The sequence below is a fragment of the Sulfuricurvum sp. genome (genome assembly GCF_031427015.1).
GTDB lineage: Bacteria > Campylobacterota > Campylobacteria > Campylobacterales > Sulfurimonadaceae > Sulfuricurvum.
The window spans coordinates 373,018-390,812 of sequence record NZ_JASJOW010000001.1; the positions used below are offsets into that span (position 1 = coordinate 373,018).

17 protein-coding genes and 1 tRNA gene are annotated in these 17,795 nt (G+C 46.7%); 15 read left to right on the forward strand and 3 right to left on the reverse strand.

Features of this window, described 5'->3' with window-relative positions:
• Position 1: 1 nt before the first annotated feature.
• The 3 genes from RMO68_RS02000 to RMO68_RS02010 are packed head-to-tail and all read left to right on the forward strand — an operon-like array spanning position 2 to position 2,100.
• Positions 2-391 carry a biopolymer transporter ExbD gene (locus tag RMO68_RS02000; RefSeq protein WP_310439035.1) on the forward strand — a complete coding sequence of 130 codons (390 nt, stop codon included), beginning with the start codon at positions 2-4 and terminating at the stop codon, positions 389-391.
• Between the two features lie 2 nt (positions 392-393).
• Entirely contained in the window at positions 394-1,089 is a 696-nt protein-coding gene (locus RMO68_RS02005) for a 2OG-Fe(II) oxygenase (protein WP_310439036.1), read from the forward strand.
• A gap of 36 nt (positions 1,090-1,125) precedes the next feature.
• Positions 1,126-2,100 carry a DUF475 domain-containing protein gene (locus RMO68_RS02010; RefSeq protein WP_310439037.1) on the forward strand — a complete coding sequence of 325 codons (975 nt, stop codon included), beginning with the start codon at positions 1,126-1,128 and terminating at the stop codon, positions 2,098-2,100.
• Between the two features lie 18 nt (positions 2,101-2,118).
• On the opposite strand, the gene RMO68_RS02015 is transcribed toward RMO68_RS02010, so the two are convergent.
• The 3 genes from RMO68_RS02015 to groES form a co-directional block, all read right to left on the reverse strand.
• Complete coding sequence (locus RMO68_RS02015; RefSeq protein ID WP_310439038.1) at positions 2,119-3,492, reverse strand: diguanylate cyclase; 1,374 nt, start codon at positions 3,490-3,492, stop codon at positions 2,119-2,121.
• A 106-nt stretch (positions 3,493-3,598) separates the two neighbouring features.
• Positions 3,599-5,230, reverse strand: coding sequence for a chaperonin GroEL (gene groL, locus RMO68_RS02020; protein WP_310439039.1), 1,632 nt, complete (start codon positions 5,228-5,230; stop codon positions 3,599-3,601).
• Positions 5,231-5,260: 30 nt separating this feature from the next.
• Positions 5,261-5,521 (reverse strand): co-chaperone GroES, encoded by a 261-nt coding sequence (groES, locus tag RMO68_RS02025; RefSeq protein WP_182749321.1) that lies wholly within the window; start codon positions 5,519-5,521, stop codon positions 5,261-5,263.
• 207 nt (positions 5,522-5,728) lie between these two features.
• Here groES and RMO68_RS02030 point away from each other — a divergent pair.
• The 12 genes from RMO68_RS02030 to RMO68_RS02085 all read left to right on the forward strand — a co-directional run bounded on the left by RMO68_RS02030 (position 5,729) and on the right by RMO68_RS02085 (position 17,759).
• Positions 5,729-5,805: transfer RNA gene (locus tag RMO68_RS02030), tRNA-Met, on the forward strand.
• Positions 5,806-5,898: 93 nt separating this feature from the next.
• On the forward strand, positions 5,899-7,665 hold the full coding sequence (locus tag RMO68_RS02035; protein WP_310439040.1) for a proton-conducting transporter membrane subunit: 1,767 nt from the start codon (positions 5,899-5,901) through the stop codon (positions 7,663-7,665).
• Positions 7,662-8,480, forward strand: coding sequence for a complex I subunit 1 family protein (locus tag RMO68_RS02040; protein WP_310439041.1), 819 nt, complete (start codon positions 7,662-7,664; stop codon positions 8,478-8,480). Before RMO68_RS02035 ends, RMO68_RS02040 begins: the two co-directional genes overlap by 4 nt.
• Entirely contained in the window at positions 8,477-9,007 is a 531-nt protein-coding gene (locus RMO68_RS02045; RefSeq protein ID WP_310439042.1) for an NADH-quinone oxidoreductase subunit NuoB, read from the forward strand. Before RMO68_RS02040 ends, RMO68_RS02045 begins: the two co-directional genes overlap by 4 nt.
• Positions 8,994-9,338 carry an NADH-quinone oxidoreductase subunit C gene (locus RMO68_RS02050; protein ID WP_310439043.1) on the forward strand — a complete coding sequence of 115 codons (345 nt, stop codon included), beginning with the start codon at positions 8,994-8,996 and terminating at the stop codon, positions 9,336-9,338. Before RMO68_RS02045 ends, RMO68_RS02050 begins: the two co-directional genes overlap by 14 nt.
• A complete protein-coding gene (locus tag RMO68_RS02055; protein WP_310439044.1) occupies positions 9,335-10,420 on the forward strand; it encodes a nickel-dependent hydrogenase large subunit in 1,086 nt (361 codons plus the stop codon). Before RMO68_RS02050 ends, RMO68_RS02055 begins: the two co-directional genes overlap by 4 nt.
• An 11-nt stretch (positions 10,421-10,431) precedes the next feature.
• Positions 10,432-10,863: a 4Fe-4S dicluster domain-containing protein gene (locus tag RMO68_RS02060; RefSeq protein ID WP_310439045.1), complete on the forward strand. Its 432-nt coding sequence runs from the start codon at positions 10,432-10,434 to the stop codon at positions 10,861-10,863.
• Between the two features lie 3 nt (positions 10,864-10,866).
• Entirely contained in the window at positions 10,867-13,290 is a 2,424-nt protein-coding gene (locus RMO68_RS02065; protein ID WP_310439046.1) for a hydrogenase small subunit, read from the forward strand.
• Between the two features lies 1 nt (position 13,291).
• The gene (locus RMO68_RS02070) at positions 13,292-14,980 is read left to right on the forward strand and encodes a nickel-dependent hydrogenase large subunit (RefSeq protein WP_310439047.1); all 1,689 of its coding nucleotides are present in this window, start codon (positions 13,292-13,294) and stop codon (positions 14,978-14,980) included.
• A gap of 32 nt (positions 14,981-15,012) precedes the next feature.
• Entirely contained in the window at positions 15,013-15,606 is a 594-nt protein-coding gene (locus RMO68_RS02075; RefSeq protein ID WP_310439048.1) for a TetR/AcrR family transcriptional regulator, read from the forward strand.
• A complete protein-coding gene (locus tag RMO68_RS02080; RefSeq protein ID WP_310439049.1) occupies positions 15,587-16,483 on the forward strand; it encodes a hydrogenase in 897 nt (298 codons plus the stop codon). The genes RMO68_RS02075 and RMO68_RS02080 overlap by 20 nt, the downstream gene beginning before the upstream one ends.
• Positions 16,470-17,759: a nickel-dependent hydrogenase large subunit gene (locus RMO68_RS02085; RefSeq protein WP_310439050.1), complete on the forward strand. Its 1,290-nt coding sequence runs from the start codon at positions 16,470-16,472 to the stop codon at positions 17,757-17,759. The genes RMO68_RS02080 and RMO68_RS02085 overlap by 14 nt, the downstream gene beginning before the upstream one ends.
• Positions 17,760-17,795 lie beyond the last annotated feature (36 nt).

The following is a 17,795-nucleotide window of genomic DNA, read 5'->3' on the forward strand; positions in this document are numbered from 1 at the left end:
TATGAAAATGAAACGGATCGATACGATCAACGTTATCCCTTTCATCGATATTATGTTGGTTCTTTTGGTGATGGTATTGACTACCGCAACGTTTATCAAAACGGGATTGATCCCTGTCGATCTTCCCGACGCCAAAGGGAGCGCGGCAGAGCATAAGCCGAGTGAACTCAAACTCACCATCCAAAAAGACGGAACGCTGATGCTGGGAGAGGAAAAAACACCGATAAGCTTAGCGGAGTTTGAGCAGAAAGTGACAGAGGGGGGAAAAGAGATGACGGTTGTTCTTTACAGCGATAAAGAGGCGGCGTTTCAAAACTTCGTGGGTGTAATGGATGTCCTCAAACGTCTCGGACACGAACAGCTCTATATCGTAACGGATAAGCAGAAATAATCATGCATCAGATCAGTAACTACGTCTATGCGCGTGATGAGTTACTGGGGTGGGATATTCCTACCAAGCGGCTACCCAACCCGTATCGAGATTTTCCCTACATGGTTATTGAAGGTGTTTTAACTCCTTCAGAATGTCGTGCAATAACCCAATCGGCCTTGGCGGATAAAGAAGTCGTACAAGCAGAACTTCGGGGGCGCTCTCTCGACACCACGATCCGTAAAACCGATATTCATACACTTAGTACTGAACATCGGGTCATTTATGATCACCGTTTTGAAGCGGTTCGAGCTGAAATTGAGGATTTTTTTTCTATCTCTTTGAGTAAAGCGACCGATGTACAGGTTCTCGGATACGAGAGGGAATCGTTTTACGTCAAACATTCCGATGATTCAAGTGAGCTGAGAAATCATCAAGGAGATGTGATCGGTTATAAAGCGGTTGCCCCGGAGCGTAAACTTACGACAGTCCTTTTTACCACCTCGTATACTCCCCATCCGACTGATCAGGATCATTTCAGCGGGGGTGAGCTCCTTTTTAACTATCTGTGCGATGAGTCAGGCAACACGATAACCCTTCGCCCTGAGGCGGGCGATATGGTCGTGTTTTTAAGCAACCCCTATTTCGCTCACGAAGTTCTCCCTGTAAAAGAGGGGTTCCGTCTTTCGCTGGTTCAATGGCATGATGGGATTCTATAGGGTATAATTTCGGATCTTTTTTGCAAGGGCGAAACTATGCGCTACTTTTACAGCTCGTTTGCTATTATGGCTTTAGGTCTGATCGCGGCATATTATCTCGGTGGACTTGCCGCCATCTACATTACGTTTCTTTTAATTGTCCTTGAAATCTCCCTTTCGTTTGATAACGCGGTTGTCAATGCAAAGGTGTTGGAGACCATGGAGCCGATTTGGCAGAAACGGTTTATCTTTTTCGGTATTCCGATTGCGGTATTCGGAATGCGTTTGGTATTTCCTCTTGCGATTGTCTCTATTGTGACCGGAATGGGAATGATGGAAACGCTACAGGTGGCGATGAATCAGCCTGATGAATATGAAAAAGTGCTTAAAGCGACGGAATCGACGATTTTCGCCTTCGGGGGAGCGTTTTTGTTAATGGTCTTTTTGGACTTTTTCTTCGAAGAGCGCGATGTTAAATGGGTGACGTTTGTGGAAGGTTCCAAAATGATGGAACGCTTTTCAGGGGTGGCCAATATTGAGCTTATTACCGCCATTATGGTCGGAATCGGTTTAGGGCACATTACACAGGACTTTGGCGTAGTTTTGGCATTTATGTACGGAGTATTGTTGCACTCATTGCTCGGAATGCTGGACCATTTTCTCTCTTCCGATACGGTCAAAAGCGGAATCGCAGGGTTCATCTATCTCGAAGTTCTCGATGCGAGTTTCAGTTTTGACGGTGTTATCGGAGCGTTTGCCCTTACCAGCAATATCTTTATCATTATGATCGGTCTTGGTGTGGGAGCTATGTTTGTACGGAGTATGACGATCTTTTTTGTCGAGCATAAAACATTATCGCATTTTCGTTATCTTGAACACGGTGCCCATTACGCGATCGGTATTTTGGCGATTATCATGTTGATGAAAATCACGACCCATATCAGTGAAATGGTGACGGGGACAATCGGTATCGGATTGATACTAATCGCCTTTCTTCATTCCGTATGGGAAAATAAAAAAGCGTATCAATAAAAAATCTCCCCCCCTTTTTTAGAGGGTAGAGGTAACTCTGTTTTTCCCATTCTGTTTTGATCGGTACATCAAACCATCGACTCTGCGGTAGAGGGTATCTTCCGCATCCGCTATTTTTACCTCAGAAACCCCGATACTAATCGTTATCCGCTGGTTTGTGATGGTATGCAGATCACTCTCAACGACCTTTCTCACCTTCTCCGCTACGTCTATCGCTTCATACAATGTCGTATTGGGGCAGAGAATGACAAACTCTTCTCCTCCGACTCGAAAGAGGGTATCGGTTAAGCGAATATTTTTTTGTATCAGCGAAGACATTTCAATCAAAACCGCATCGCCCGCTCTGTGCCCATAGGTGTCATTAATCACTTTGAAATTATCTATGTCAAACAGCATCATTGAAAAAGGGGTATTGTAGCGTTCGAAAAGGGATAGAAGCTCATCGATACGCTCTTTGTAGGCTTTGACATTTTTGACTTTGGTAAGATTGTCGGTATTGGTCAGATTGATGTTAGTAATCAATTCGGAATGGTGCAAAGAGGTTCCCATAATAACAAATACCAAACTCACCAAATAGGTGATAAGCATTAAAATAGACTCTATCTGCGTTCCGATATTAAAGAGCCCGTGACCTATTTCTGCAGAGAAGATAATCATCTCTATAACGATGATGAGCATAATACTCATCAGCATATGGGTCCGTATTCGAAACGCGGTAATGAGCAGCAGCGGTAAAACCAAAAAAATCAGATAGTGAAGATAAAAAGAGAGCCAAATTAGAGTAAAAGCTAATATCCCGTAAAGAAGAGAGGTTTTTATCTCTTTAGAGGTAGGGGCAGAGAGGGTATTAAACGTATCGTACAGCGGATACAGCAAAAGGAGCCCTAACCCATCAGCAAACATAAGAAGGGCTATAAACCTGCAAAGATCATCATAGGCAATATAGCCTCCGATTGCTAGATTGAGCGAGAGGATAATGCCGCTGATAAAAGTAGGGATAAGGGCTCCGTAGAAAGTGAAAGGGAGTAAAACCTTGACCGTATCGAAGCGCGTGTTGACATAGCGTCGGATGAGCAAAAAGGATAACAAAGGTGCCAGCGTATCAGCAAATGCGGCAATTGAAGTATGGAGAATATGGGGTGTCGCTTCATTTATCATTCCCGGATAGTTTGCGAAATAACTCCCTATAAAGATAAACGGCAAAGATTTTAATCCGAATTTTTCGATTAAGATAACGCCGATTCCAAAAGGGAACCATAATAAAGTGATATTTGAGGGTTCAAACGAAAAGAGGGACATACCGAAAATGGCGACAGAATAATATATGAGTGTACCGAAGAGCAGGGCAGAGAAAGATTTTAGATTAAATGAGAACACGGAATCACCATTCATAATTGTAATGGCCTATTATAACGAATCGATGTATTTATGTATACGAAAAAGGTAAGAAGAGAAAAAATCCCCCAAAAGGGGGGAATTTAAGAAAAAGGAAGAGGGATTACATCATCCCCGGCATACCGCCCATACCGCCCATATCCGGCATAGAAGCAGGTTTATCCTCTTTGATCTCGTGGATCGTTGCTTCGGTGGTGAGGAGCATACTCGATACCGACGTTGCGTTGGTCAAGGCAACACGCTCAACTTTGAGAGGATCGATGATTCCTGCTTCGTACATATCGACATATTCACCGGTTGCCGCGTTGAATCCGATGTTTTCATTGGTTGCAGAAACGATCGTGTTGACGACAACACCCGCATCGTATCCCGCATTTTCAGCGATCTGTTTTACCGGAGCGGTGATGGCGCGAAGGATGATCTCCCAACCGATTTTTTGATCGCCGCTAAGGTCGTGTTTTACTTTTGCTGCCGCACGGATCAATGCCGCACCACCGCCGATAACGATCCCCTCTTCAACAGCCGCTTTGGTCGCTGAGAGTGCATCGTCTACGCGGTCTTTTTTCTCTTTCATTTCGGTTTCGGTGGCCGCACCGACTTTGATAACCGCAACTCCGCCTGCGAGTTTCGCAAGACGCTCTTGGAGTTTCTCTTTATCGTATTCGCTCGTTGTCGCTTCGATTTGAGTACGGATCTCTTTGATACGTGAATTAACCATATCTTTGTCACCTGCACCATCAACGATAGTGGTGTTATCTTTGCTGATAACGACACGGGCCGCTTGTCCGAGGTCGGCTACGGTTGCGCTATCGAGTGTACGTCCGATCTCCTCAGAGATCACTTGAGCACGGGTAAGAACGGCGATATCTTGGAGCATCGCTTTACGGCGATCCCCGAATCCAGGAGCTTTAACCGCTGTGATGTTCAATACGCCGCGAAGTTTGTTCACAACCAAAGTTGCCAACGCTTCACCCTCTACATCTTCGGCGATGATGAGGAGCGGGCGAGAACTTTTTTGAACTTGCTCCAACACAGGGAGAAGGTCTTTGAGATTTGAAATTTTTTGATCGAACAAAAGGATAAACGGATGATCCAACTCAACGGTCATTTTTTCCGAATTGTTGATGAAGTACGGGCTGAGGTAACCGCGATCGAACTGCATCCCCTCAACAACGTCAAGCTCATCATTGATCCCTTTGGCTTCTTCAACGGTGATAACACCGTCACGGCCAACTTTATCCATCGCTTCAGCGATCATTGCACCGATACGCTCATCGGAGTTAGCCGAGATCGTAGCAACTTGCGCGATCTCTTTTTTATCGTTGATGATACGTGACGCCGCTTTAAGCTCTGCCAAAATCGCTTCGGTCGCTTTGTCCATACCCCGTTTTACTTCGATAGGATTGGCACCTGCCGTGATGTTACGCAGACCCTCTTTGAAAATTGAGTTAGCAAGGATGGTTGCCGTAGTGGTACCGTCTCCCGCCTCATCCGCCGTGTTAGAAGCAACCTCTTTTACAAGTTGTGCTCCCATGTTCTCTAACGCGTCTTTGAGTTCTACCTCTTTGGCTACCGATACACCGTCTTTCGTGATAAGCGGTGCGCCGTAGCTGCGTTGGATAAGGACGTTACGTCCGCGCGGCCCCATGGTTACTTTGACCGCATCGGTAAGTTTTTGTACCCCTGCGGCTAACTTATTGCGTGCATCGTCTGAAAAATGGATCTCTTTTGCCATAATTATGTTCCTTATCTAAAATTCTAAAAATTATTTAATGATACCTAGAAGGTCATCGGTTTCAATTACCAAATAGCTTTTGCCCTCAAGTGTGAGCTCATTTCCAGCGTATTTACCGAATACGACGTTATCTCCGGTAGAAACGTTCTCTACTTCAGTGCTAACAGCAACGACGGTTCCTGACGAAGGTTTTTCTTTTGCGTTGTCAGGGATAATGATACCTGATGCAGTTTTGGTTGCCTCTTCGAGACGTTGAACCAATACTCGTTTTCCAAGCGGTTGAAAGTTCATAAGCATTTCCTTTTATGATGAGATTTTATGTATGGGATTGTACATGAGTTTAGGTAAAATGTCAATACTCTTAGTCACTAAGGCTCAATAGTTATGAGCTTAATCGTAGCTATAATAGTGAGTTAAATTTTTTGACTTTAGAATCTTTTCTATTTATAAGCTATTAATAAGTTATTGATCACTATAATTCCGGTCTTCCCAAAAGATGGCTGGGTAGCTCAGCTGGTTAGAGCGCTGGTCTCATAAGCCGGAGGTCGGGGGTTCGAGTCCCCCCCCCGCCACCATCTTTCAATCATAATCCAAATTCATTATTTCAGTAACACTCCTTATACATTCCCTGTGTTATAATCCTTAAAAGTAGTTCCTAAAGGGATACAATGGATATGGTTTTAGTACTCGTTTTATTGCCGATCATAGCAGCATTATTGTTAGGATTATTCCCTTACCATAGGCTTCAATACATTATAAGCGGGGTTGCTTTAGCCCTACTCAGTATTGTTGCTTTCTCTCTTTATACGTCACTCAGTAATTTTACGTTCCATCTTCCCCATAATATAAATATTTTAATTATTGCCGCCGATGTGGTGCTTCTCCTCTTTTTCCTTTATCAAGGTAGAAAATTCAATAACATCAAAGTCATGGTACTTGCTGCTGTTCAACTCCTTTTGTACAGTTATATAGAGACGGTTGCACCGGCAGCAGGGTCGGCGGAAATCATTGTCGATGAACTTTCGAAATTTATGTTTTTGATTATCAACGGAGTGGGGGGTGTTATCGTCCTGTACGCCGTCAAATATATGGAGAGTGAGTCGGCATCGCCGTTTAAAAAGAGGCTGTTCGTCGGCGCGTTGCTTGTTTTTCTCTCCGTAATGAACCTGATCGTGTGTGCGAATTCGATCCTCCTTTTCTTCTTTTTGTTTGAGATGACGACGCTAGCTTCGTATCTCTTGATCGCCTTTCGTGGCGATGAGATCAGCCGTGAAAATGCACTGAAAGCGCTTTGGATGAATCAAATCGGCGGAGTGGTGATTTTAGTCGGAGCTTTGATCGCTATTATCGGGTTTGATACGGTGATGTTCGATACGTTACTGGAAAGTTCCGGCGGTGTGCTAATGCTCTCGGTCGCACTGCTCTCTATGGCGGCATTGGTGAAGGGGGCTTCCCTCCCGTTCGAGGGATGGTTGTTGGGGGCAATGGTGGCACCGACTCCGGTGAGTGCGATGCTCCATTCGGCAACGATGGTTAAAATCGCTCCGTATCTTATTTTGAAACTCTCTCCCGTATTGGTCACGACGATGGTGGGGGGAGTTATTTCGCTTATCGGAGCATTGGTATTTGTTGCCGCGTCGTATTTGGCATTGTCGCGCTCGGTATTAAAAGAGATATTGGGGTATTCGACGGTGGCGCTTTTGGGTCTTATGATGGCATTGGCGGCAATCGGTACACAAGAGAGTATCGCAATCGCAATGGTACTGATGCTCTTTCATGCCCTCTCTAAAGCACTTCTTTTTCTCTCTGCGGGCGTACTCGAAAAACAGTATCATTGTAAGAGCATCGAAGAGATGAAAGGGATGGTAAGTCGTGATCCTAAAACGGTCGGTTTTATCCTTTTCGGGTTTGTCTCTTTGACTTTGCCTCCGTTTGGTCTTTTCATGGGAAAACTCTTTGCGATCACCTCGGTGGCATCGCTTTTGAGTGAATACCCCGCATACTTAATCGTCTTGCTAGCGCTTATCATCGGTAGTACGTTGTTGGTATTGCTTTATTTTAAAGTTGCTTCCGCATTGCTATCAGCTCAGTCGGATGTCGTTCAATCTGAGAAGATGCCTATTCCGACAGGTTTTAATATTCCGTTGGTGGTGTTAAGCTTTTTTATCGTTGCGGGAGCGGTCGGATACATTATGATGCAGCAAAATATATTTGTCATTTTATTGGCATTTCCGATGCTGTTTGTATTTGCCCTACCGTCAATCATACGAGGTATGGAGCGTTATGACCGTACGATTCCTTATCAATGCGGTGAAAAAGGTTCTTTTGATTCGGCATTGGTTTATTATGCGCCCTCTATCAAAATAGAGCGAGCAATGTATTGGGGATTCGGTATCCTTTTTGTCACCGTAGCACTTGTCGGAGCGATGACATGATTCTTGTATGGATTGCTTTGGCACCGCTTCTTGGCGGTTTGCTTTACGGAGCGGAACGGATGTTGCGGGCTCGTATGCAGCGTCGTCAGGGGCCGCCGCTTCTACAACCGTTTTACGATATGTTTAAACTGCTCGATAAGCGAACGTTAATCCTTCATGCTCCCCATGCTCTCCTCGCACTCGCCCATTTTTTCGTCTTGTGGTTTACTGTCGCGGCAATCTTTTTGGGATGGAATCTCCTCTACATCATCTTTTTACATCTCTTTGCCCAAATCCTCCTGATTTTAGCCGGGTATAGTGTTCGCTCACCCTATTCACACATCGGATCAAACCGTGAACTGCTGATGGTCGTGGCGTATGAGCCGATACTTATTTTGGTGGCGGTCGGATTTTATCTCGTAAGCGGGAGTTTTGAAATTTCTGAGATACTTAAAACGGGAGGCTATTTGACTCAATTGCCGCTGTTGTTTGCCGCATTGCTGATGATCGTTCCGATCAAGGTGAAGAAATCTCCGTTTGATATCGGTGAAGCCCATCAGGAGATCGTCGGGGGGGTCGAGATCGAGTACAGCGGGGTGTTTTACGAGTTTTTGTATATGTCCCGTTTTCTCGAATATATCTTTATCTACAGTTTCGTTTATCTCTTCGGCGGGGAGTCGCATTGGCTTGGGGCGGTGTTGGTTGCGGGGGTCTTTTTACTCGTCAATCTCGTCGATAATGCGACCGCCCGTGTCCGCCCCGCACAGATGCTCAAAATTATCTATACGGTAGCCGTCTCTCTTTCGGTTATCAATCTTTTAGGGGTTCTCTTATGAAATTTTTCACCCCGTTTCGGAAAAAATCGCCGTGGGTATTGCACTACAATGCGGGAAGTTGTAACGGGTGTGACATCGAAATCCTCGCTTCCCTCGCCCCAAAATACGATCTAGAGCGTTTCGGGGTGATCAATACGGGAAATCCGAAACAGTCCGATATCTTTTTGGTGACGGGGCCTGTCACCTACCGTTCACGAGAGCGTCTCGTCGAGCTCTACTCCCAAATCCCTGAGCCCAAAGTGGTCGTGGCGGTGGGATCGTGTACGACGACGGGGGGGGTGTTTCGGGGGATGGTCAACGTTGAAGACGGGATTGATCGTTATATCCCCGTCGATGTCTATGTCCCCGGATGTGCCGCATCGCCGCAACTCATTATCGATGCGTTACTCAAGGCTCTGGAAGTGCTTGAAGCAAAAAGTAAAGAGATTGAAAAACCGTTCAAACTCTTCGGAGCAATAGAGATGATCGGAAATAAACTCAGCCGCCTCAACATGGCAACAAAGGTGGAATCTCATGCGAAAGATTGAAACGACGCTCACGACGCTGTTGAGAGATATCGGAGCGTTTTACGAAGCGAAAAAATGGCATTTTCTAAGTGTCAACGGGATCGATTTAGGGGAAGGGAAGATTGAACTTCAATGGATTTTTTCACAATACGGGGTTAAAGACGAAGTGGTGATTTATTATGCTCTCAGTGATTACGAAACTCCCGTCCCCTCAATTGTCACTCAGATCCCCTCCGCATTTATGGGGGAGAGGGAGATCGTCGATATGTTCGGGCTTAAAGTGGAAGGTGCGCAGAGCGGGCTTTATCTCGATGAGGACTCGTCTCCACATCCGCTTAGGGGGGAATCATGAAAAAAACGATCCAAATCCCTTTGGGGTCACAGCATATCTCTTTGTTGGAGCCGATACGGTTTAAGTTTGAGTGCGAGAACGAGAAGATCATCGGGGTCGATGCCGATGTGGGGTTTGTCCATCGCGGGGTGGAGTTGGCATGTACCCGCAGTTTTGAGTTTAAACAGGTGGGATATGTCGTCGCCCGTATTTGCGGGTTGTGCGCTATCACCCATTCGCTCTCGTATACGTTAGCCGTCGAGAAACTGTTGGGCTTTGTGGCCAATGATCGGATCAAATATCTGCGGATGTTGATGGTGGAGTTGGATCGTATCCACTCTCACATGCTCTGTCTGGCGCATACGGCGGAGAATGCAGGATTTGAAGCTCTCTTTATGCAGATTATGGGGGATCGGGAACTGATTATGGACGTTCAAGAAGCGATCAGCGGGAACCGTGTCCAGTTTGATTATATCTCCATCGGCGGGGTGAACCGTGATCTGACCCCAGAACTGGTGGCATTGATCCATAAAAATCTTGGAGTACTCACCAGTAAAATCGATGCTCTGATCGGATTGTTTGATAACAACTGGTCGCTCTCGCTCAAATACAAAGGGGTAGGGGTGTTGAGATTGGAGGATGCGTACATCTACAATGCTCTGGGGCCTTTGGCACGTGCGGCAGGATTGGTAACCGATGTTCGCGCTGAGACGAGTGATTTTCCCTATGAAGATATAGGGTATAAAATGATCCTTGAATCTACGGGGGATATTCATGCGCGTAATTTTGTCCGCCTTCGAGAGATCGTCAATTCGATAGAAATGTGCCAAAATATTGTGAATAACCTCCCAGTAGGAGAAATCCAAGAGAAGGCAAAAGGGAAACCAAACGGCGAAGCGGTAGTTCGTGTCGAAGCCCCGCGTGGTGAGCTTTTTTATCTGGTGCGGGGGAGCGGCCAAAATATGCTGGATCGTGTTCGGATTAAAACCCCGACCTTTTCGGCGATTCCGGCGATGATGGAGGTATTTAAAGGCGCTGAGTATGCGGATGCTCCCGCCATCCTCGCCTCGTTCGATCCGTGTATGTCGTGTACGGCAAAATAGGAGAGATAGGGATGTTGCGTTCATTGCTCGAAGCATTTTTAAACCTTTTTAGACCGATCCGCACCCACCAATATCCCGCCGAAGAGATAGTTTTGCCGAGCGGGTATCGGGGACTGATCGAATACGGGATAGATGCGTGTATTTTCTGTGATAAATGCGAAAAAGTGTGTCCTCCGGGAGCCATCCTCTTTTTTCAGAATGAAGATGGGACGAAAACGTATCGCTATAACCCGTGGCTCTGTATCTACTGTGGCGAATGTGTTCGCGCCTGCCCGAAGCCGCAGGAGGCATTGTGGCAAAGTGAAACGAAACAGCAATCTGCTCTAAAAGAAGAGGGGGCAAACGAAGGGTGGTTTGTATGGGAAGAGGCGTGCAAACAAAGCCGCGAAGCGTATGCGGCCGCCAAAAAATCGGCTAAAATTCAAAACAAGAGTGAGGAGTAACGCATGCGCATTGTTATCGTAGGAGGCGGGATTGCCGCTGTGTATATTGCCAATACCCTTATGGAGAGTGCTCCTGAGTCTGAGATCGTTATTGTTTCCGATGAGAAACATCCTCCGTATGATCGTATCCATCTGTGCAAACTGGTGGAAGATTGCAACTGTGTGGATTCAATCGAGTTGGAACTTCACCCAAAAGTCAAACTGGAATTGGATCAAAAAATCATTTCGATAGACCCCGCTCAAAAACGGGTTTTCAGTGAACATGCCGCATTTCACTATGATAAACTGATCATTGCGACGGGTTCGGTTCCTAAATCGCTGTTTGATATTTCACAAATCGAGAATGCGGCAACTTTCCGTTCTCAAAAAGATTGTGAACAAATTGCGCAGGGGATGATAGGTCGCAATGTGGTGATCGTCGGAGCGGGACCGATCGCGTTGGAGCTTCTCGATACTCTCATGCGAAGTGATGCCCCGAAAAGTATCACGTTACTCGTGCGAAAAAATTATCTCTACTCCGAGGTGATCAGCCGTGAGGGGTTGGCACTGATTCAGGGGATTTTCGAAGCGGACAGCCGTGTAAGTATCCGATTCGGCGATCAAATCGTGGATAAAGAGGTTGAGGGAGATGTTATAACCAAGGTTTTGACCAAGCAAGGGGAGATCGATAATCCGTTTATCATTTTCGGGGTCGGGATCGATCCTAATATCCCCTATGCGCGTGAGGTGCTCGAATGTGATAAAGGTATCTTGGTTAATGAAAGGATGCGTACCTCCGATGAGAATATCTACTGCGTCGGTGAAGCGGCACAGCTCCGTGAGGGTGGATTTATCGCCGGACGGGTCAAAGAATGCACGATCCAAGCCGATGTCGCTATCGCGAACTTACTGGGAACTGAGAGCAAAACATTTACCGAAGAGGTCTCCATCGATGGACTCAAAGTGGGATCATTTTTGTTCGCCGATGTCACCGCAACCGATTTTAACCCCAAAGATAGTGAGAACGAAACGATTTTGATCACTCATGGGGATCGGATCGATCAGTATATCGTCAATAATGACAGACTGAAACGGTTTATCGGGATCAACACCAATATCGATCTTTTAGCACTTAAACGGCTGATCGAAACTAATTCACCGATTGATGCGGCGTATCTCTACTCGAACCGTTTGATGTCCGAATACGGGAAACTCGTCTGTAGCTGTGAGGGGGTGCATGAACTGGAGTTGGTCGATATTATCAAAGAGAATGCGGTGACGTCATTCGCTGAGCTCAAAGAACACTCAAAAGCGGGACGAACCTGCGGACGGTGTAAACAGGATATTTGTGCGATTATCAGCGCAACCCCTGTTGATCCTGAGGAAGCGGCACGGCTGCGTGCGGAAAAAGCAGCGGCAGCTCAGGCGGCGGAGCTGGAAAAAGTACGTGCTCGGATCGAAAAATATAACCGACTTCATCCGAAAAATCAGCTGAGCAGCGAGAACTTCCATGAGGCATTGGAATCGTTCGAGATGAGCCGTGAGTTTAACCACTGGGTCTCCATGATCACCGCATCGATGCATCTGCATCCGCAGTTTGAGGGGGTCGTGGAAGAGGGGGTAGTGCAACTCAACAAAATCCCGATTATCTGGCTCGAACTCTCCGACTGTACGGGTAATTCGGAAGCGTTTATCAAAACCTCCCACCCCAAAGTGGACGATCTGATCCTCAAATATATATCTCTCGATTATCATGAATTGTTAATGGCGGCTTCGGGGGATCAATCGGAGTCCGCTCTGGAGAGCATACTCCATAACGACAGCGGAAAGTACGTCTTGATCGTCGAGGGGGCGGTTCCGTTAGGCCTCGACGGCAAGTTTTTACGGATCGGACCGAAGGGAGAGACGGGAGTCGATCTATTGCGTCGTGTCGCCAAAAATGCCGCAGCGGTGATCGCAGTGGGTTCATGTGCGTATGATGGCGGTGTTGTCGCCGCCGCACCTAATCCGACGGGGGCCGTCGGGGTTGCCGAAGCGTTAAATAGAACGGATATTATCAACCTCCCCGGTTGCCCGACCAATCCGATCAATATCGTCGGAACGCTATTGCAGTACATCATGTTCGATGAGTTCCCGAAACTCGATTCTAACAACCGCCCCGAATGGGCGTACGGCTTCCGTGTTCATGATAACTGCGAACGCAGAGGACATTACGATGCCGATGAGTTTGTTCGCGAGTGGGGCGATGAAGGGGCGAAGAAGGGGTGGTGTCTTTTCGAGATGGGGTGCAAAGGGCCGTACGCCGATCTCAACTGCTCACTCGTGAAATTCAACGAGGGGACGAGCTGGCCGGTGCAGGCGGGACATGGATGTTTTGGCTGCGGTCAGGGGAAAATCGCGTTTGATTTGTATGCTAATAATCGAAAGTTGGAAGAGAATCATGAGTAATATGAAAAAGATAGTTATCGACCCGATTACACGAATCGAAGGGCATTTACGGATCGAGGTGGAGATCGATGAGAATAATGTGGTTACCGAGGCATGGGCTTCGGGTCAGCTGTTTCGGGGGATCGAGACGATTCTGCGTGGTCGTGATCCGCGCGATTCGGGATTGATCGCTCAGCGCATCTGCGGGGTGTGTACGAATGTTCACTATCGTGCTTCGATCAGTGCGGTGGAAGCAGCGTACAAGATAGAGATACCCCATAATGCCGAGATTATCCGTAACCTCGTTACCCTCTCCTTGTTCGTTCAAGATCATATCGTCCACTATTATCATCTCCATTCACTCGATTTTGTGGACATTACGGGTGCACTCAGTGCCGATTGTACAAAAGCCGCCAAAGATGCAGCATTGTGGTGTGAGCACCCTTATCGCAACTCTGACGGTCATCTCGAAGCGATCAAAGAGAAACTGGAGGGATTTGTCAAAGCGGGGCGTTTGGGACTCTTTGCCAACGGTTACTGGGGACATACGTCGTATCGTTTCAGTCCAGAGGAAAATCTGGTGCACATGAACCATTATCTCGAAGCACTTCGGATACAACGTGAACTCTCCAAAGCGGTAGCGATTTTCGCGGGGAAAACTCCCCATCCTCAAAATCTCGTTGTGGGAGGGGTGACGAGTGTCGCCGATATGCTCAACCCTCAAAGGCTAAACGACTTTTTATTTATCATCAAAGAGACGAGGGATTTTATCGAACGTGCCTATGTCCCCGATATGGTGATGCTCGTCAATGCCTATCGTGATTCGATCAAATCAGGTGAGGGTCGAGCGGTAGGGAATTTCATGTGTTGCGGCGGATACCGTTTTGGTAAAGATCAGCAGCTCTTTTCAAGCGGCGTTATTAAAGGGCATGATTTTGAGTCTATCGAGCCGTTTGATAGTAGCAAAATCACCGAAGAGGCATCGCGCTCGTGGTATGAAAACGATGCTCCCCTCTCGCCGTATGAGGGAGAGTCGACACCGTTTTATACTGATCTCAACGATGACGGCTCTCTCAAAACCGAGGGAAAATACACATGGGTCAAGGCACCGCGCTATGATGGCGAAGTGATGGAGGTTGGACCTCTAGCACGGATGATTATGGGGTATTCCCAAAACTCTCCCGTTGTTCGTCCGTATATGGAGCGATTTATGAAACGCACAGGGCTGGAACTGATCGATTTCTCCACGACGATAGGGCGCAATGCGGCGCGCGCGGTGGAAGCGCAAATCTGCTGTGATTATCTGTTCGATACGATGAGTGATTTGATCGAAAACATCAAATACTACGATGAGACGACGTGGACAAAGTATATATTTGAAGAGCTTCCTCGTGAGGCGAAAGGCGCGGGGATTTTCGAAGTGCCGCGCGGGGTTTTAGGCCATTTCGTCCGTATCGAAGATGCTAAAATCGCCAACTATCAAGCAGTCGTCCCGACAACATGGAACGCTTCACCCAAAGGTGCTAAAGAGGGACGCGGAGCGTATGAGGAGTCATTGATAGGGATTAAACTTGCCGACCCTTCTGCGCCGTTGGAGGTGTTACGTGCGGTTCACTCATTCGATCCGTGTCTCGCGTGCGCGGTGCATGTGATCGATGCAACCGGAAAGGAATTATCACATTATAAAATAATGAATGCTTGTTCGCTATAATTACCCTAATGAATTTGTAATAGGAACTAATTTTGGCACGCTTAAGTAAAGAAGAACGTAAAATCTCGATTATGAGTAAAGCATTGGAGCTTTTCTCCAAAGAGGGGTTTTATCAAACCACGATGCCCTCTATCGCCGAGAAAATCGGGATGAGTGTCGGTAACCTTTATAACTATTTCACCTCCAAAGAGATGTTAGCCAAAGATCTCATTCTCTATATTGCCGAAATTTTGGGAGAAGAGATTCGACAAATCAACGAAAGTGATCGCACTACCCAAGAGAAAATCGAAGCGATTGTTCATATGTATTTTCGTATTGCTAAAGATCGACCGGAAACCATCGAGTATTTTTTACGGGTCTACCTCTCCAACCGCGAAGTATTTCAAAACAGCTGTGAGGGGATGATTTGCGTCTCCGCATTTGTGACGGAGATGATGATTTTCTTCGAAGAGGGTGTACGGTGCGGTGAGCTGAGAGATCAGGACTTTTTCAGTGCATTCGGTTTGTTTATGGGGTATTTGGGGGGGATGGTGTTTATTAACGGTGAGAATATCCTTCCAAAACCGTTAGAAGAATACGAACATACCATTGCCGAAAATATCTATTATGCCCTCAAAACCCGCTAAACTCCGCGTCATTTGGTTGCAAGGGATCACTTGCAACGGCAATACCCACTCGTTTTTAAATGATTCCTCGCTAGGGAATCTTTTAGAATCGATCGAATTTATCCACCATCCTATTCTCCCTTGCACAAAAACACTCAAAGAGTTGGTAAAAAAACTTCCAAAATCGGATATTTTGATTTTCGAGGGGGCATACCAAGGCTCTTTTGAGCGTGCAGGGATGGCGATGGAAACGCTTTTGAGTGTGCTTGCCTCTAAAACGAAACATATTATTGCACTCGGGAGCTGTGCCAGCTTCGGTGGGATTTTTAAAGAGGGTGACCCCGAACACATCAGCGGAATTTTGTTCGATAAAGAAGAAGAGCGCGGCCCTTTGAAAATGATGCGAGAGAAAATCATTCTTCTCAGCGGCTGTCCCGCCCATCCTAAATGGCTTAGTTTTGTTATTGAGATGATTGTAGCGGGTAAGAAAATAGTAGTCGATGAATACTGCCGTCCGAAGGAACTTTATGCTTATCTTGTACACAACGGATGTCTGCGAAACGAGTACTTTGAGTGGAAAGTCGATAGCGAGGTGTTTGGAACTAAAGAGGGGTGTCTCTTTTATGCCCAAGGGTGCCAAGGCCCCTATACTCACGGCAGTTGCAATAAAATTCTTTGGAATGAAGTAAGTTCCAAAACACGAGCAGGGACACCGTGCGTCGGCTGTACGGAACCCACTTTTCCTAAGCGGGAACTTTTCACGACTAAAACCTATATGTCTATTCCCGCAGAGATGCCGCTGGGGATCCCAAAACGGAGTTATCTAGCACTTGCCGGGGCAGCAAAGTCTTTTCATATCAAACGACTCGAAGAGAGGTTAATCGATGATAACGCATGAACTGATCGAGCGGATCGAGGGGGAAGCGGTACTCGATTTTAAAACCGATAAAAACGGACGGGTTCAGGATGCTGCTATCCGATTCTTGCATTTTCGGGGGATGGAAGCGATTTTAGAGGGGCGTAACGCTCTTGATGCTTTGGTAATAACCCCGAGAGTATGCGGAATTTGCGGTCATTCACATCTCATTACGACGGTAAGGATGATCGAAAATATTTATCAAAATGCGGGAGTCATGATCCGCATCAGCGATAAAGCTAAGGCTATTCGTACCATTACCCTATCGTGCGAACTTATTCAAAATCATATTAAATGGCTTTATTTGGTGATGCTCCATGAGAGCGGTAAAATGTTGGGTAAAGAGCCCGCTGTCGCTCTCAAAGCATTGTATGTTTCATCTGCGGTAAATCAGCTGTGCGCAGTGTTTAGCGGACAGTGGCCTCACAGTTCGTATGCACTCCCCGGAGGGGTAACGTGTGATCCCACTCATATCGAGGTGATGCAAGCATTAAAAATTCTCTCCGACGTGGAGAGTTTTATCCGTGATGAGGTATTAGGATGTGATTTTGAGACATTTATCCAAGCGATGAGGGATAACGAGGTACTGAAGCTCAAAGGGGATTTTGGAACCGTATTACGTAATTTCGAGACGCTTGGACTTCTGGAAAAAGGGAAAAGTCACGGTCGATTTTTAGTTCTGGAAGCGGGGGTAGTGATGAACGGTGTTCGCAGTGATACCGATATCGCTCTGGTTTCGGAAGATGTTTCCCAAACGTTTGAACACGGCGGAAAAACCTACGCAAAAAACGCCCTCTATCAGGGGGAATTTTATGAGACGGGGCCACTGGCACGTGCATTGGTAGAAGAACGCGCAGGAATCAGTGATCTGTACCGCGTATACGGAGACAGTGCCGTGACACGGTTAAGTGCACGGGTTGATGAGATGGTCTCTCTGTGCACTCAGGTGCGGCAGCTTTTGGCATCACTCGATCTCTCTCAACCCTCTTTTATCGCCCCTCCCGCTATCGAGAGTATCAGCGGCTCCGGCGTAGGGATACTCGAAGCACCGCGCGGGACGCTGATCCATCGTGCACGAATCGAGAAAGGGAAAATCATAGAGTATTCGATTATCACCCCGACGCAGTGGAATCTAGGCAACGGAATAGCTTCAAATCTTGGTGTGGCACAGAGGGCGATGATTGGGGCGGAGTCGATAGCCAAAGCCTCATTACTCTTTCGCACCTTTGATGTTTGCTCGGTCTGCACGACACACTAAAATAACTTTTTTCAATTTATCATTTTTAATGTAAAT

Coding starts and splice junctions, on each gene's coding strand:
- RMO68_RS02085 (WP_310439050.1), top strand. CDS start 16,470: ATGATAACGCATGAACTGATCGAGCGGATCGAGGGGGAAGCGGTACTC.
- RMO68_RS02040 (WP_310439041.1), top strand. CDS start 7,662: ATGATTCTTGTATGGATTGCTTTGGCACCGCTTCTTGGCGGTTTGCTT.
- groL (WP_310439039.1), bottom strand. CDS start 5,230: ATGGCAAAAGAGATCCATTTTTCAGACGATGCACGCAATAAGTTAGCC.
- groES (WP_182749321.1), bottom strand. CDS start 5,521: ATGAACTTTCAACCGCTTGGAAAACGAGTATTGGTTCAACGTCTCGAA.
- RMO68_RS02045 (WP_310439042.1), top strand. CDS start 8,477: ATGAAATTTTTCACCCCGTTTCGGAAAAAATCGCCGTGGGTATTGCAC.
- RMO68_RS02035 (WP_310439040.1), top strand. CDS start 5,899: ATGGATATGGTTTTAGTACTCGTTTTATTGCCGATCATAGCAGCATTA.
- RMO68_RS02015 (WP_310439038.1), bottom strand. CDS start 3,492: ATGAATGGTGATTCCGTGTTCTCATTTAATCTAAAATCTTTCTCTGCC.
- RMO68_RS02065 (WP_310439046.1), top strand. CDS start 10,867: ATGCGCATTGTTATCGTAGGAGGCGGGATTGCCGCTGTGTATATTGCC.
- RMO68_RS02070 (WP_310439047.1), top strand. CDS start 13,292: ATGAAAAAGATAGTTATCGACCCGATTACACGAATCGAAGGGCATTTA.
- RMO68_RS02005 (WP_310439036.1), top strand. CDS start 394: ATGCATCAGATCAGTAACTACGTCTATGCGCGTGATGAGTTACTGGGG.
- RMO68_RS02050 (WP_310439043.1), top strand. CDS start 8,994: ATGCGAAAGATTGAAACGACGCTCACGACGCTGTTGAGAGATATCGGA.
- RMO68_RS02000 (WP_310439035.1), top strand. CDS start 2: ATGAAAATGAAACGGATCGATACGATCAACGTTATCCCTTTCATCGAT.
- RMO68_RS02010 (WP_310439037.1), top strand. CDS start 1,126: ATGCGCTACTTTTACAGCTCGTTTGCTATTATGGCTTTAGGTCTGATC.
- RMO68_RS02060 (WP_310439045.1), top strand. CDS start 10,432: ATGTTGCGTTCATTGCTCGAAGCATTTTTAAACCTTTTTAGACCGATC.
- RMO68_RS02080 (WP_310439049.1), top strand. CDS start 15,587: ATGCCCTCAAAACCCGCTAAACTCCGCGTCATTTGGTTGCAAGGGATC.
- RMO68_RS02055 (WP_310439044.1), top strand. CDS start 9,335: ATGAAAAAAACGATCCAAATCCCTTTGGGGTCACAGCATATCTCTTTG.